Source organism: Parabacteroides sp. AF21-43 (assembly GCF_003635435.1).
Classification (GTDB): Bacteria; Bacteroidota; Bacteroidia; order Bacteroidales; family Tannerellaceae; genus Parabacteroides; species Parabacteroides distasonis.
The window spans coordinates 50,064-66,095 of sequence record NZ_QTMG01000023.1 but is presented as its reverse complement, the minus strand read 5'-3'; the positions used below and the strand labels follow the sequence as shown (position 1 = coordinate 66,095).

Annotated in this window: 16 protein-coding genes; 1 reads left to right on the top strand and 15 read right to left on the bottom strand. The window is 35.3% G+C overall.

Translation table 11 applies throughout. The features are described from left to right. Window positions 1-10 precede the first annotated feature (10 nt). Window positions 11-184, bottom strand: coding sequence for a hypothetical protein (locus DWX84_RS21675; protein WP_005856296.1), 174 nt, complete (start codon window positions 182-184; stop codon window positions 11-13). Window positions 185-851: 667 nt separating this feature from the next. Here DWX84_RS21675 and DWX84_RS15415 point away from each other — a divergent pair. Next, window positions 852-1,145: a nucleotidyltransferase family protein gene (locus tag DWX84_RS15415; protein WP_048927426.1), complete on the top strand. Its 294-nt coding sequence runs from the start codon at window positions 852-854 to the stop codon at window positions 1,143-1,145. A gap of 560 nt (window positions 1,146-1,705) precedes the next feature. Here the strand turns inward: DWX84_RS15415 and DWX84_RS15405 are convergent. From DWX84_RS15405 to DWX84_RS15340, 14 genes are all read right to left on the bottom strand, one after another. After that, on the bottom strand, window positions 1,706-2,797 hold the full coding sequence (locus tag DWX84_RS15405) for a DUF1972 domain-containing protein (RefSeq protein WP_011966439.1): 1,092 nt from the start codon (window positions 2,795-2,797) through the stop codon (window positions 1,706-1,708). 37 nt (window positions 2,798-2,834) lie between these two features. After that, on the bottom strand, window positions 2,835-3,767 hold the full coding sequence (locus DWX84_RS15400; RefSeq protein WP_048927428.1) for a glycosyltransferase family 2 protein: 933 nt from the start codon (window positions 3,765-3,767) through the stop codon (window positions 2,835-2,837). Window positions 3,768-3,781: 14 nt separating this feature from the next. Continuing rightward, complete coding sequence (locus DWX84_RS15395; protein ID WP_227742544.1) at window positions 3,782-4,273, bottom strand: DapH/DapD/GlmU-related protein; 492 nt, start codon at window positions 4,271-4,273, stop codon at window positions 3,782-3,784. A gap of 175 nt (window positions 4,274-4,448) precedes the next feature. Further along, complete coding sequence (locus tag DWX84_RS15390) at window positions 4,449-5,606, bottom strand: glycosyltransferase (RefSeq protein ID WP_011966442.1); 1,158 nt, start codon at window positions 5,604-5,606, stop codon at window positions 4,449-4,451. Next, the gene (locus DWX84_RS15385) at window positions 5,584-6,483 is read right to left on the bottom strand and encodes a hypothetical protein (protein WP_141806851.1); all 900 of its coding nucleotides are present in this window, start codon (window positions 6,481-6,483) and stop codon (window positions 5,584-5,586) included. The genes DWX84_RS15390 and DWX84_RS15385 overlap by 23 nt, the downstream gene beginning before the upstream one ends. Window positions 6,484-6,874: 391 nt before the next feature. Continuing rightward, complete coding sequence (locus DWX84_RS15380) at window positions 6,875-7,852, bottom strand: glycosyltransferase family 2 protein (protein WP_048927431.1); 978 nt, start codon at window positions 7,850-7,852, stop codon at window positions 6,875-6,877. A gap of 54 nt (window positions 7,853-7,906) precedes the next feature. Then, window positions 7,907-8,872, bottom strand: a complete 966-nt coding sequence (locus DWX84_RS15375; protein ID WP_011966445.1) for a polysaccharide pyruvyl transferase family protein — start codon at window positions 8,870-8,872, stop codon at window positions 7,907-7,909. Beyond that, window positions 8,865-9,824, bottom strand: a complete 960-nt coding sequence (locus tag DWX84_RS15370; RefSeq protein WP_011966446.1) for a phosphorylcholine transferase LicD — start codon at window positions 9,822-9,824, stop codon at window positions 8,865-8,867. Before DWX84_RS15370 ends, DWX84_RS15375 begins: the two co-directional genes overlap by 8 nt. Before the next feature lie 6 nt (window positions 9,825-9,830). Next, window positions 9,831-11,081, bottom strand: a complete 1,251-nt coding sequence (locus DWX84_RS15365; RefSeq protein ID WP_011966447.1) for an oligosaccharide flippase family protein — start codon at window positions 11,079-11,081, stop codon at window positions 9,831-9,833. An 84-nt stretch (window positions 11,082-11,165) separates the two neighbouring features. Beyond that, a complete protein-coding gene (locus DWX84_RS15360; RefSeq protein ID WP_011966448.1) occupies window positions 11,166-12,977 on the bottom strand; it encodes an aminotransferase class I/II-fold pyridoxal phosphate-dependent enzyme in 1,812 nt (603 codons plus the stop codon). Window positions 12,978-13,202: 225 nt separating this feature from the next. Beyond that, window positions 13,203-13,544 carry a hypothetical protein gene (locus DWX84_RS15355; RefSeq protein ID WP_011966449.1) on the bottom strand — a complete coding sequence of 114 codons (342 nt, stop codon included), beginning with the start codon at window positions 13,542-13,544 and terminating at the stop codon, window positions 13,203-13,205. Between the two features lie 137 nt (window positions 13,545-13,681). Further along, complete coding sequence (locus DWX84_RS15350; RefSeq protein WP_122377551.1) at window positions 13,682-14,440, bottom strand: DNA-binding domain-containing protein; 759 nt, start codon at window positions 14,438-14,440, stop codon at window positions 13,682-13,684. 51 nt (window positions 14,441-14,491) lie between these two features. Next, on the bottom strand, window positions 14,492-15,634 hold the full coding sequence (locus tag DWX84_RS15345; protein ID WP_005856244.1) for an MraY family glycosyltransferase: 1,143 nt from the start codon (window positions 15,632-15,634) through the stop codon (window positions 14,492-14,494). Then, window positions 15,631-16,020 carry a hypothetical protein gene (locus DWX84_RS15340; RefSeq protein WP_009017866.1) on the bottom strand — a complete coding sequence of 130 codons (390 nt, stop codon included), beginning with the start codon at window positions 16,018-16,020 and terminating at the stop codon, window positions 15,631-15,633. The genes DWX84_RS15345 and DWX84_RS15340 overlap by 4 nt, the downstream gene beginning before the upstream one ends. Between the last annotated feature and the right edge of the window lie 12 nt (window positions 16,021-16,032).

Sequence of the window (16,032 nt, the reverse complement as noted above, 5' to 3'; positions counted from 1 at the left end):
AAAATACGTTTTACCCTCTGCTACCCAAGCTGTCCGTATCGGGATTAATCTCTTTCACAGCCTCCTTTACATCCTTGGCCGTTATTTTCTTCTCATTTTTAACAGCGATTTGCTCTACAGGATACTTTTCCTCCATCTCCTCCAATTTAGAGTCTACGGATGTTTTTGAATCATTTGTTCTCATATTCTCTATTTTATTAACGTAATAATGGCTATTAAACAAGCAAGTACCGCCAATGGTTTATAGCGATAGCGACATTGTCCGTGAACATGGGGAGTATCTTCATTTAAGCTTTGATTTAAGGGAACAATACCCCTAGCCACGCCAGTGCGGCATAGGCAAAAATACCATTTCAGCTCTGGTAATACACTTGCTGAGCCTCCTCAATATGACAAACATGAGTATGTCTTCAAGTTTGTGTTTGAAGTTCTCCCTGCTTGTTCTGCAGTATTTAGGGACTGAAGATACAAATTTTCTCAAATGAGTCATGATGCCGCCACGAAGACAGTCAAGGTGTTTCTTCTTTAGTAATATTATGTGTGAAAAGTTGTATATCAAGAAAATAAATCCTGTTTTTGCTATCGCAAAAACAAAAGCGGAAGACAATATAAACATCATATCGCTATTGAATTCCGCCTATAAAAAAATAAGAATGAACGATAAGATGAAACACCTAAGGCGGTGCTTCCGTATCGCTGCGCACGGATATAAGGATTTTTATGGCAAAAACAAGCGATGAACAATATTTCTTAAATGAAAAAGCCGTGTGCCAAAGGTACGGATTTCCGGCTTATGTTACAGTAGATATTACCTAATTATCATATCTTTGCGTAAAATGAATTAAGAAGACATGAAGTCAACAACTGAATATATAAACATCTTGCGTGACTATATGGCGAAGAATGCATCCAAATATAGCATTACCCGTATAGGAATATTTGGTTCTGTAGCCAGAGGGGAACAAACAGAAAACAGTGATGTTGATGTTTATTTAGAGACCTCAAAGCCAAATATGTTCGCATTGGTACATATAAAGGAAGATTTACAATCCCTATTCGGCTGTAATGTCGATATTGTCCGATTGCGGGATCAAATGGATTCACTTTTGAGAAACCGAATTGAAAAGGAAGGCATTTATGTGTGATACAGAATTAGTCCGTTCCTCTTTGACAAAGATACAAACGGCTTTAGATAGATCGCTCGCTTGGTCAGCCCATCTTCCCAATGTTGTTCCGCCAAGTACTGAATGAATCGGTCTTTTTGATCGTCTGCCATACCCTCACTGTATTTTACAGGAGCTCGAAAGAAGGTTTCCCTGCTCAACTACTCCCTCTTCTGTTTGATTGAAAGATATTACAAGAAACCTTATTCCTTTTACAAAAAGACTGAACAGACTCGCCTCTTGGCAGTGACTCTGTTTGGTACTGAAAATAAAATCGCTCTAAATCCTCGTTGCTATACACAAATCTATAAGTTTTTGTTCGCAACGAAGGTACGGATTCTAAATCTCAGCCCTAAATTGAGTGCTTACAGACATGATACTCTTCAATTCGGTATCACCCAAAAAGTCTGTAAGTTAGACAAGAAGAATAGTCTATACATTCAGAGTCCATCATACATTTATGAATTGCAAAGGAGAGAATATCTATTTGGAAGGACAGTATAAATCAACATGCCAAAATCTTCAATTAACGGCATAATAATTTATTTTGCAGATACGCCATATAAACGCTCATATTGTTTTGTTATCATTATCCATCGATAACATCTTTGAGCTATTTCCATCATATTTTCTGCATTTAAAACATAATAAGAATCAGGCATTTTCAATAAATTCACAAGATCTTCTACAGAAGAAAAATAATCCGCCTTATTTTCCGTTGTCTCTCTATTATAAATCACATCATAAGCCAATATCGGTTTATTAAAAAACATTGCTTCCACCAAAGACGGATTGGTACCACCTGCACTATGTCCGTGAATATAATAGCAACAATGGCTTCTAAGAACATTCAACACCTTCACATCATAAATTGGGGAAAGTAAATGGATATTTTCACAATCACCATATTTATCTTTTAGCATCTTTCCATACGAACTTCTTTCCCAATTTCCTATAAAAAACAATTCTTTCCCAGTCCGTTTAAAAGCTTCCAATGTTATATGTACGTTATTTTCCGGCTCTATTCTGCATAACGAAAAAGAATAATCTACATCTTTTAGACCATATTGCTCTAATACTTCATCTTCTATATCAGAAACGTCACACAAAACATGATCACCACCATAAGCAATCAACTCAGCCTGTTTACCATACTCTTCTAATACATAATCTTGAATTCCCTTATTATCGGCCACCACTACATCTGCATATTTCACAGCCATTTTTTCTGAGAACCTCAAGAATCGCCGTGTCCACTTTCCCCATTTATTTCTTCGGTGTTCCAATCCATCAATATTAATTATCAATTTCTTTTTTGAGAACAAACGATAAATGGGTAAAAAGCAACATCCAGAGACACCTAATATCAGAACAACATCACTTCTCCGTGTAGCTTGAATCAAAGACAGAATATCATAAAAGATACTTTGAATGCCATTAGCATCTAAAGGAATATACTTTAACGAAGCACCTTTATACAAACTAAGCCTCTTAGGATAACTTTTACTACTACAATATACCGTATAATTCCCATCCTTAGAAGCATTTTCACCTATCACATTTTCGACTAAGGTTTCAAAACCTCCATAATTAGCAGGTACTCCAACCGTACCAATGATTGTTATATATTTCATGTAAACAACTTATTATACACACATTATCATAGCAAAATCAACCACTATACACTAAAAAAGATAATTTTTTCAACCGCTTCTTAATACGATTATATAGTTTATTAAAAGGAACAATAAGTATTAACATATATGTCAAATAATAAGAAAACCACGGGAAATACTTCTTAATATTTTGCTTATATCCGTATATATCAAAGCATTCTATCCTTGCCACATATTTATTAAAAAGAAGCGTAGGAAGAAAATAGAATAATATATCATTCAATATATGCTTTTTACATTTCATGGAAATATATCCAGATTTATATACAGCATCAATCAAAGACGGATATTCAATAGTAAAAGCTTTGAATTTATTATGCCCACCTCGTTTAGGAATCCTTTGAACATCAAACAAATATTCATCATTAATAATATATTTTCCTAAACAATGTTGCGTCAAGAACAAGGAGGTATGAGGAAATAAAGGATTTAACTTTATTTCTCCTATCTTATCAAATTCATCTTTCCATATGCAGAAGCCATTGCTTGACGAAGACCAATATGACAAGTTATACATAAAAGAATTAAAATCATCATATGCCAACACTCTGTTTTTATTAAGCATTCCATTTGAATAGAATAGTAAAGCTTTATCATCTTGCGACCCTCTAATATCATCAATTATTTTCGTCAAACTCCCTTTTTTGAATTTTGCTTGACTATTATGAAGTTTTAAGAATGTGCCCTTCGCATATGTAAGAACACAATAGGAGTTTAAAAATCCCTCACAATCTGTATGGAAATATTTTAAGTTTTCAAAATCAAATTTATTAACCAACAGTTCTATTTCATGTAGAGGATCATTATCAGAAAGAATAACCTCATAATCAGTTATTGGAACATCTGAATTATCTTGAAAAATACTTGTAAGTGTTAGTTCTAGTTGCTCAATCCTTTTACAGCACGGAATACATATAGATAATAACATAAATAGAATGATTGTTAAATATATTTGATAATTTTTGCCGGAATCCCCCCTATAACACAATTATCAGGAAACTGTCCACGCACAACAGCACCTGCTGCTACAACACTGTTATCGCCGATGATAGTACCATCTAAAATCGTAACTTTTGCTCCAATCCAACAATTCTTGCCAATTTTAACGCCAACACCATTAACACCTTGTAGCCTAATAGGAATATTTGTATTATGATAATTATGATTCTCTGGATGTATACTCACATAATTTCCGAATATAGTATCATCTCCAATCTCTAAAAAGCCCATTCCACTTCCATAATGCCCATGTGTACCTAATCCGACATAATTTCCTACTCGCATTCCCTTTCCAAAATACCGTAAAGAACCTGTTAATTCTATGTGCGTATTATAACCGATAGATACGTTATCGCCGCATATCAGCCCCTCTTGGGAAAGAGCATTTATATAACAATTTCTTCCTACACTGAAATTTTTTCCTACTTTAATCATAGAGGTACACCTCATTACACTTGAAGGATGTATAAAAAGTTTTTTTATTGATCGAAAACGAATAATACCCCAAAGCAAGGATAGTCCTCGTGACAGGAAAAGTAAGATAACATAAGATAATGGAACCCTTGAATCTAATTTAAAATCTTCTCCTTTCACAGTACTAATAAATCTGTTAATTATACGCATCTGTAAAATTCTGTTTTAATAGCAACTTCTGATAAAGAATATTATGCCGATTTATCATATTTTCAATGGAGTAATGATTACAAACAAGCAACTTAGCTTGTTCTCCAAGTTTTTTCTTTAGCTCATTATCACATAAAACACTCAGAATTTTGTTAGCCAAATCTTTATAATCATAGGTTTCATATAAAATACCGTTAACATTCTCCTCTATTAGATCACAGCAAGATGGTATTTTAGAAGCAACCACAGGTAGTTCCACAGCCATCATTTCCATAAGAACCAATGGTAGCCCTTCAGATTCTGAGGGAAACACTCCAACATCTGCAATTGACAGATATTCAACAATATTGGGAATAGAACCAGTAAATGTGATTTTATCATCTAATGATTTTTCATGAACAACAGATTGATATTGTTCTTTAAGTGGGCCATCTCCAATAAATAGTAATAAGGCAGAAGGGTGATACTGTGTCACTATTTCCCACGCCTTGATTAGGGTATCGTGATTCTTTCCTTCACAAATTCGTGCAACATAAACAGCAACATATTTATCTTCACTAATCCCCATACACGATTTCGTAAGATTACGTTTACAAAATTTTTCTTTTGTATCAATTCCATTTACTATCGTCAAATGTTGATTAGAAGTATATAATCTTTTAACAACACGACTTACCGTAGGACCAACAGATATAATTATCGTTTTTAACAATCGACATGCACACCAATCGAAGATAAAACGTATTTTATCTTCGATTGTTCTTTTTTCCAGAAAAAAACCACTAAAATGTATGCTTCTAATATTAACCGGAACAGTTCTCGATAGCAATATACCTATAGATAAAAAGAAATATGAAAATGAGGAATTGTGCGCATGAACAATATCCGGTTTTATCTTTTTCAACAAATCCACTAAATTCGGCAAATAACGAATATAATTAACATGATGATTCCTGTTACTTTCAAAAGGAAGGTAAAAAACAGAGATATATTCAGGTATTTCAAGGTGCAGATCATTCATATCTTTGTGCAAACATATAATATAGATCTTATTCCTCAATTTGGCGAAACTTGACGATAGATGACAAACAACCGACTCTACGCCTCCTCTGTTTAATCCATCAACAAAGTATACGATTTTCATATTTTGAATCTAATGATTTATAATGTAAATAAATGAATATCAATGATGCAACATCAATATACCCTTTAATTAATAATATCAAAGCATAAAAAAACACCGTAAAAAAGAAAAACGAAAGAATCCGTTCTTTAAATATCAAACCAGAAATTCTAACTATACTATATTGATATAATAGAAATAGTATTACTCCAGGAACACCAAAATAGAACAATAACCTAACATACCCAACATCAGAATCACCATAATAACTATCGCCTTTAGTCCAACGCATATCACCAATATAATATGTTTTTTGATTTTGCGGCCATATACTCAAATGATATTCCGTTAATCCATCACTTGATGCAGTCGATAGTTCTCCATTTTCAACTAAATTAATAAAAGCTTCAAAACCAAAATCAATGATATCACCATAATCTTCCTGCAATTTGGGAGATGATGTATAAATGAAAACTAATGCTATACCAAAAACAGTAAGATAGATTATAAATTGTCTGAAAACTAAAAATACCTTATTACACATTTTAGGTATTAATATACAAAAAATCAAATACACTATACTAAACACACAACCAATCATAGCCGTCCTTGCAAAGAAGATACCTACAATGAATATATAAACATATAGCAATATCAACTTAATTAATTGCTGCTTGTTTTTCGCTTTTAACATGAATGGCATTATAGCAATTAAGCCTAATCCATATATAGCTCCAGCTCCAAAGTAGAAACAACCGAGTCCGATCAACCGGACTCCGAAATACATTTTAATAACCCTACTAGTAAGATCTATACCTTGTAAATCAAACAGGAATAAACATATTGGTTGATTGACAAACATTACTATAGCTATAACAGACTGTACAACTAATGTCATCAAAAAATAGCGTGTTATTACATAAAAGCTTATTACCTTGCAAAACCTTTTTGTAATATAGTATATACAGTAAGAAAGAAGTAATAAATAAATAACTTGAAAAGGAAATATAATAAACGTATTTTCGGTTATCGTATTTACAACACTTGAAAGCACTGTAAACAAAGACATCAAGACAGGATAAAACAAAGTCTTTATATATCTACACTTTACTTTTCTATTAAGTAACAATCCATCTTTAATCATATAAATAAAGAAAAACAAAAAGACTAAAAGCCTTGGATCAAACCCGTAAGCTTTAAATGGAAAGAAATAAACAAAGAAGCAAAATATAATCAGTATATTTTGATACCACCTAACTTTAGGCATAATGAATCGAGTACTATAAGATTTAAATCACAAATCTTTTCCCTCTATTAGAGAAAATTCCACTTAACAAAACAGACAATCCCAATTTGATTCTCGAAGAATTTTTAACAAATAAAGAATAATCCTTCGACAGTATAAAATGCTTTATTCTAACATAAGAATTTTCCATAGACATATACAGCATACATAGTACCAATGTCAGAATTTCAGCTGCATCAATATGCTCCTTTCTTATAAGCGAAGATACCTTTTCAATTATTTCACAGTTCACTACTTCCGGCAACTTTATACCATATGGCACTAAAACATGCTGAACATTTTCTCTTCTCACTATTTTTGATATTAAATCTTGTTCATCACTATATTTTGCGGTTATTTGGTTGTTCGAAATACGATAAAACAATACAACATCTTTGATATTGGCAATAGAGTTAGGATGTGAAAAAATTATATCACTCCAAAACTTATAATCTTCCGCATGTTTATATGAGTCATTGTATTTCAATCCAAACTGCTTAATCGCACTGTTCCTAATAATAGTTGTAGGATGATACAAAGGACAGTTTATCAAAGATAAATAAAGTAAATCTTCATATTTTTGAGGCAAAATAGGAGCCATTCCAGTCAAGCCTCCTATATACTCCATTTGCCCTCCGCATACAAAGCATTCAGGATTTGAATCCATATATTTTACTTGTTTGTAAAGCCTATCATCAAACATTATATCATCAGCATCCATTCTAACGATATATTCACCTTTAGCAAGCGATAATCCTTTATTAAGCGTCTTGATTAGACCAATATTTTTCTCATTCTTATAATACTTTATACGCCTATCAATATTACTATACTCAATTGCGATTTTTGAGGTATCATCCATAGATCCATCATCAATCAACAGCACATCAAAATCTTTAAATGCTTGTCGCATAATGCTATCTAAAGAGTCTCTAAGATAAAGTGCCGCATTATATGCAGGTAGTAAAATTGTAACTTTCATTTATTGTTATGTTTGCAGATAAGATTTCGCAATGATGTCTATAACAGAAAAAAATTAGCTCATCAATTCTATATTATCAAACTCACGGAGCCATGTATCATAATAATTTTTACACTTATTATATTTATTATCAACAATTATCACTTTCTTATCCATAAGAATACCTAAAATTAGTCCATGAAGACGCGTTGTATAAATAATTTCATAGTTCGAAAAAAAATTTATTCCCTTATAAATATACCGCTCTCTATTATTTTTTCTATTTAAACCATATATAGGACTCACAAAAACATTTAGAAATTTACATTTTTGCAATCTCTTAGAAACCACCACTTTAAAATACTCAAAATATGAGTACAATAATAAAATATATTTATTATTAGAAAATGTAGGCCAATCTTTTACGTCAAAATCTGATTCCAACTTAAAAGTTATATCATCTATTTCTGAATCAGTGCGAAGCATGAATAATATACAATCATTCCTTACCTTTCTCATCGGCATGGCTTCAACATCAACAAAGAAAGCCATATCAGGCAGTAAATACAGTTTTTTTGCATCTACATAATTAGACAATATATCCATAGACATTTGGTCTCTCAAACAAATATGAATATCCGCATGATTGTTAAATATTTTACAATCTATTGGAAGAATACTTTTATTATTATACCACACCGTTTGTGGAAATATTATTATGCGCTTATCTTTAAATTTCTCTGCAATATATAAACGATGCTCTTGACACTCTCGATACAGATCTCCCCAATTTCCTCCTCCATGAAATAAAATAATTTTGGCATCCTTTATCTTATTTTCATCCCAATTATGAACATTTGCCGAGTAAATACACTTATAATGAATATTTTCAAGAAATCGAAGTTCTCCTTCCCAAATAAGATTATCACCAATATTAGGATGGTTGGGTACATCCAACAATACATAATCAGCATTTATTAAAGGAATCAGCTTTTTCTTTATCAAATCCCTATAACTCAAAATTTTATCACGATTACTCATAAATTTTTATTTTCATATATTCAAACACTCCCAACAATCTTATCTGCACTAATATAATACGCATCCTGTACAACAATCCTCTGTTAGTATGTTTAAACATCGACAAGCACAAGTTAAAACGATTATCTTTCAATTGCCTTTGATAAATTTGACATGCTACAGGTGCTCTATGGCAAATATTTGGGTAACTCATATAATCTCCATACAACTCTTTTAGCAAATAATCATAATTATTCGGAACCGGCAACAACATATTCTCAAATTGCAGCATTTTTAATGGAAACAAATCATTATAGGTAAGCTCAAATGTATTAGAAAATTCAAAATAAGGATGAACCATTATAACATTTTCTAATCCAGAATCTACTAACCCATATTTATAATTATAGTATTCTAAAAAATCCATTTGTTCATTTTTATGGCTTAAAGTTTTTTTCATATAACCATAAGATTTACCAAATATGATATAATTTGCAGTATCTCTATAAATATTATTTTCTATTACATTATCTTTATTTTTAACTATACAATTAACAGGTCTAATATCTATTTTAACAGGAACAAGAACACAAGAACCCTGAGTACGAGAAAATACTTTTTTACTGGCAAAAAAGTTACAAGTATGTTCTACTAATGGCTCGTTATAAAACAGTGCAACATCATTGTGCATTTCACAATACATTGATATTTCTTTAATTAACCTAAGGTAATCCTTTTTTAGCAGAGAAATATCCAGATCATCATCCCATGGAATAAATCCTTTATGACGTACTATACCAATCAAACTACCCCCATCTATCCAATAGGGAATATTATTTTCTTTTGCAATAGTATCTATTATCAATAATAGACGTAGCATTTCTTCGTGTACTTTTTCCAACCCTTCAACAGTATAATACTTCAAACCATCACGATTCACCAAAATATGTTTTTTTTGCTTATCAGATAACATACGCCATCAATTTAATATATTTTTATATTTAACGATACAAATCCTATACAACGCAACAAATAATTCGGGTGCAACAAAAGCCAATGCCATTGTATAAAGATTTACTTTAGAAAAACTGATAAATGATAATAACATCAATATATATAACAAGACAGAATATACAACACTTAAATTATATTCCCTTGAATACCCTTTAACAACTAAAACAGAAGCACCAAATAGATAGCTGATCCCCACTATTGGAACATATAAAACCATAATCTTTAATATCGAAACGGCCCCTAACATTGAAGTATCACTTAATAATAAAATAATATTAGGAGCAAATAAGTAAACAAACAAACAAACAAAAGCACCAAAAAGCAGCACTATCTTAATAGATTTTTTCACTAGCAGCATATTTTTACTCTTAGCTACATTTGGATATATAACTTGTGCTACTAATGAAAATGGAGTTTTTAAAATTGAAACTATCTTAGCACACAAATCGTATATAGCAACCATATCATAAGAAAAAAAAGTTCCTATCACTAAGACATTACCTCTTTCCATGACAATAGCAGATAAACGAGATGTAAAAAAAGGAAGACTTTCTAAAAAATCCTCTTTCATCCTATACTTAGACACCTTCACAAAATATATATCGAACTTTTTTTTAAGGATAATAACCGATAATACTGATGTAAAAAAACCTCCTATTGAATATAATACTGGAATACAAGCATAGTCTTTTTTATCATGTACGAACAAAAAAATTAAAATTAGACATGAACACTTTGCCACAAAAGTGATAATTGTTATAAACTTCATCCTTTCTAGTCCTTGAAACAACCATGTAGGAAAAAACACTTCTTGAATGCAAAGTCCTATAAATCCAAGGAGAATAACAGAGTAATCATATTTCAAGAATATTAATACGAACAACCCACTCACCAAGCATATCGCAAATATCAATAGCTTTTGATATACAATACTTGAATATATTTCTCTAATTTTAAACACATTAGTTCTATTTTCACTTATTTTCCTTGTTGCAGAAACGTTATAACCAAAATTTATTATAATAACTACATACGCAATAATAGCTTGACAAAAAACAACTACCCCATAGTTATCGGCTCCAACAGTCCTTATAACGTATGGATATGAGATCAAGGGAAGTAATAATCCTATGATTTCTAGAATTGACAAATAAGTAAAATTGGCAAATAACGTTTTTGCTGTTTTATTATTTTCCAGTTTTAAGAAAGAAATCATTTTATAGATATTAAGTATATTTACCCAAATCGGAGATATTGCATTTTCCCCGTATATCAATAATCAGTGGAACAACAATTTCTATTACAAAAGTTCGTTAAGTGCTTTTATGAAATAAGCATTATCAATTCTGTTGCGTATAGCCAAGCGAATATACTGTTTGCAAGCAAAGGCTGATTTTGTGCTACAGTCTTTAACAAGAATGTTGCAATGTTTCAAAAGGAGTTGTGTAAGTTCTGTAGCTTTATATTTATCTGTCACCTCGCATAAGAAATAATTAGCCTGTGAGGGTATCACACGCAAGAAAGGTATTGATCGCAAATCTTCATAAAAGCGTTGGCGTTCTGCGATAAACTTTTCACAACCTTTCTTATAGTCGCTCTCATACTTCCCGTAAATCTGCATATAGAACTCGGCAAACGAATTGATATTCCAAATAGAGATATCGCTTTTGATCTTCTTGATTAACTCGATGTTACCCGAAGCCAACACGCCTAAACGAAGACCGGGAACACCGTATGACTTGGAAATACTCTTCATCACTACCAAATTCTCATATTGTTCCAATACATCATCACACAACAAAGTATTATTTTCATAACCTACGCTGAAATCGACAAATGATTCGTCAACCACCATACGGATTCTTCTTTGTTGTGCCCATGCTATCAAATCCAACAAATCAGCGTATGGAATGAAATTCCCAGAAGGATTGTCAGGATTTACCAACAGCAAAGTAGAAATAGGCTTATCAGAAAAGAAAGCTCTCAAATCGGAAGCAGAATAAGAGAAATCCCTATTATCCGGCGTAAAGCAAATTAGCTGTTCCTTATCGCAACGATTTGGGTACTCTTCAAACGTCGGATATATGACACCAATCTTTCCCTCTATCTGTTCCATAAGAGACTTGATCAGCTCAGCCGCACCATTCCCAATTACGGCATACTCTTTTTTAATATGAAAATACCTAGCTATCAGTAACGAATTAACACGCATTCCAGAAGGATATTCAGCCAATAACACGTCAAAATTAGCCTTCAACTCATCCTTCAACTTCTGAGGTGGAAAAAACGGATTGACCAAATAACAGAAGTCTAGTAAGTTCGGAAAACGCCAATAACCACCATAGCGCTTTTGATAAAGCGACAAGCGATCTTCTTCTGTGGCAAAAATCGTTTCCGCAATGTCCAAGTCCTGCACATCGTCTATCTCATACCACTTTTCCCCCTGCAAAGGCAAGGCTTTCAATTCACATTTATCCAACAGTGTAATCACCCGAAGCACTTGCTCGTAATACTCATTATTGCCCAGAGCCTTAGTATACGCTTCCAAAAAGGGAACATAATTCGTAGTGGAGAACTCTTTGCTGAACTTGTAGATATTAACCGTTTTGTAATAATAATCTACATCTCCGTATTTAAAGGCTTTCTTAGGAATAAAATTGACAATATTATTCTCCTCATCCAAGCGAACCATTGTTCCGTCCATCCAAGTCTCGTACTTTGCTACCAGCGCTAAATTAGGGTATGGATTATAGACAATCATCGGGAAAAGAGTATCATCGAATATCAAATCTGATTCTATCAATAATGTATCATCTTTTTGCAGCTCTTTCTTTGCCAAGGAAAGCGAATAAATATTGTTCGTCTTATCATAAACTGGATTTTCTATATATTCTATCTTCAATCCTTTATATTTGTGACCAATATAGTTACGTAGAAGATCCCCTTTATATCCGATAACTATTATTACTTTCGACAAATCCAACAGGGAAAGCTGAGTTAATATACGATCTATCAAGGAAGTACCATTAACTTTCACCATACACTTTGTATTATTACGAGTCAATTCCCCGAGGCGTTTTCCCATACCCGCCGCTAAAATAATCGCTTGCATATTAATTAGTTTGTACGTCTATATTTCAATTATCAAAAAGATGTTTCAAGGTCAAGTAAAGAGAGGGAAACTTTAACCTTCCTTTCTCACAGAACCATACTAAGCAGTCTCCCATCACACGACTCTCCGCACTTAACTCATATGTTATTTGTTTATCATACTAAAAAGGATCCGGTTATATTTAGGCATCATATACCTATACTCCTTCTCTTATTCAAATTCTTCCTATTTGAGGCAAGAAGTACAGACCGACAAATCCTCTTGATAGTTATCAGGCCCAACCATGCATTTATCATAAACACGTTTCATTGCTGTTTTTCTTCCCTTTCCTCTTTTGTCATGTAAACACATTGAAAAAACATCAGGATTATGTTCTTTGGGATCACTATCAAAAGGTTCGCCCTGCTCCTCGCACATCTCCTGAATCGCAACATTCGCCTTATCCTTGATCCATTCATACTCGCCATTTATATAGTTACTATATTTACTGGCTCTAAAGTTTAATCCGGTATCGGTTACAATACTCTTTAAAACATTGAATGATGTATGATGATAAATTGATTCCATTCTTTCCTTCCTTTAATTCATTTAACACAAGGTTCTGTATTCCTCATTTGTCCCAAGCATTGGGACTGATAACTCCCATGCCTTGGGAATTACCTGTCTCAACACTTGGGACAAAGAACCACTAGCTCATAAGATCATCAAACCTCATCCGGACTCTCACTGTCACCGCCTCCATCAGCAGGTTTGCCGCCAATCCAGATCGGGGTACTGATACTGCGGGGTACTTTCAGCGTGTAGGAGTTCGAATACTGCGTCGTCACAGTCAGCGTGTACTCACCTTCCGCCAAATCAGCCGGCAGGAGCAACGTGAGCGAAGAAGGGTTGTTGATGGTGATCTGGTCATCCGTCAGTTTCGTGGTGGCACCTTTGGAGTCGGTCAGCGTAACACCTACCGACTCGTGGTCGCCAACCACTTTCAACATCGCCCCACGGACGAAGAAGTTGTGACCCGCAGTGGCGCTGCCGTCTTTCAAGCCCGTCTTACGATCCTCGGTCTCCAGGATGTACATGATGTTAGACTTCTCGCCGAGGATCTCCACCACGGTCTTGGCGATCGCCTCGCGCAGAGCCTTGTCTTGCGTGAAAGAGACGTAGATGGAATTATTCTCCTTGTTCCAAACGCCGCCCTCAACCACGCCTTTCAACTGGGGGACGGCACGGAACAGACCCGTGTTCACGCTATAGCCGTTTAAGATCAAGTCCATTACTATCCGATGGTAGAGGGTCACAGAGTGACGCATCGTCTCCGGGCGTAGACCGGTGTCTTGCTTGTACATCTCCTCCAACACGTCATCCAAAGTTAAACTTCCGGCCGAGGCCAGTAACAAGATCTTGTCCGTCTTGTTGTCGGTGGTCACCGAATTGTCGATGAGCCAGCCTTTCAATACTTTCTTCATGGTATTTTGATTTATAGGAAGGACGGAATTGCCCTTCCCGGCTTTCCTTGTCTAGAACCTCTTGTCGAATGCCGATTCCCTCTTCTGCCGATTCCGGGCGATCAGCCAATCGATCACCAAGTGAAGAACCGTCCATAGAGACAGGTTTAAAAATAATATACAATTGACATTCAAATGATTAGCCAATACAATATTCAATGCGATAAAGAAAACGGACACGCAAATGATCGTCACCATCACCATCCGCACCCGCATACCCGTGCGCAACAACTTATGATGGAAATGGTTCTTGTCCGGCAAGAACGGGTTCTTGTGCTCACGAAGGCGGCGCAGCACCACACGTACCACGTCCAGCAACGGTACCAAGACCGTGGAAAAGGCAATCACCAAATAAGGATTCGAACGCTCCGTAGAGGTACTATTCGATACGCATAAATGAATGATCAGGAAACTGATCACGTAGCCCAACGTCAAACTCCCAGCATCGCCCATGAAGAGCTTATGCCCGCAGTTGGCATTGCCAAAGACATTGTAGCACCAGAAAGGCATGAGGATTCCCAGCGTACAGATAGCGAGCAAGGCATAAACACATTGATCTTGAATGAAAAAGAACACGCTCAAGACCGATAAGGCGATACAGCACAAACCGGAGGCCAGACCATCGATCCCGTCAATCAGGTTGATAGCGTTTGTCACATAAACCACGGCGAAAACCGTGACTGGCACACCCAGCAAGGCCGGGACCGAATAGATCCCGAATAGGCCTCCCAGCGTATCGAGCCAATTGCCGGACAACACCAGCAGGAGGGCCGACACGACTTGTACGATGAACTTGTAGCGGTAACCCACCCCGACCAAGTCATCGCAGACACCCACCAGATAAAGAAGTGTCATGCCCACGAACAAGAAAAGATACTCATGGAGCATCTCGATCGAGAAGCTAGACAGATCCGAGGGCCACAGATAAAGGCGAAAGCCTATCACCAAGGCAAACGACATCAAGACCACGGGAAAAAACGACAGGCCACCCAAGCGGGGAACCGGGGTCGTGTGTACCTTTCGAGAATCCGGGACATCATACAGTCTTTTCTTGTGGGAGATCACCAAGATCCTCGGGATGATCACCATGCCCAAAGACACGGAGATCAGATATCCGGACAGTAATAACAATAATAGAATTTGCACCTCACTCATACGATCTCACTTAATGAAGGCAACCCCTTCACCTCGCCGGCATGCCACGCTTGGTAGTCCTCATGGGAGAGTTGGGATGCTGTTAATAATTTGTAATCTATGTCGTCTCTTCGCAAGATGTGCTTGCGGGCATACGAGCGGAGCGAACGATCCGTAACGGACACCATCACCACAGGAAAAGGGTAGCCGAGCAAACGCATTGGCGTAATCTCGCTGTCCGGGAACACATGGCGCAACTGATAGGCCGAGCGCTCAAATGCCACCCAGTAAGGACCCGTGCAATACAGGTGAATCGAGTTTTGGTTCGCACGCTCGCGGTTCATGATATCATTTAAATGCTCGTTCAGCAACCGCACCAAACGAACGCCGGAAGGAAGGGAAGACATTTCTTTTTGATT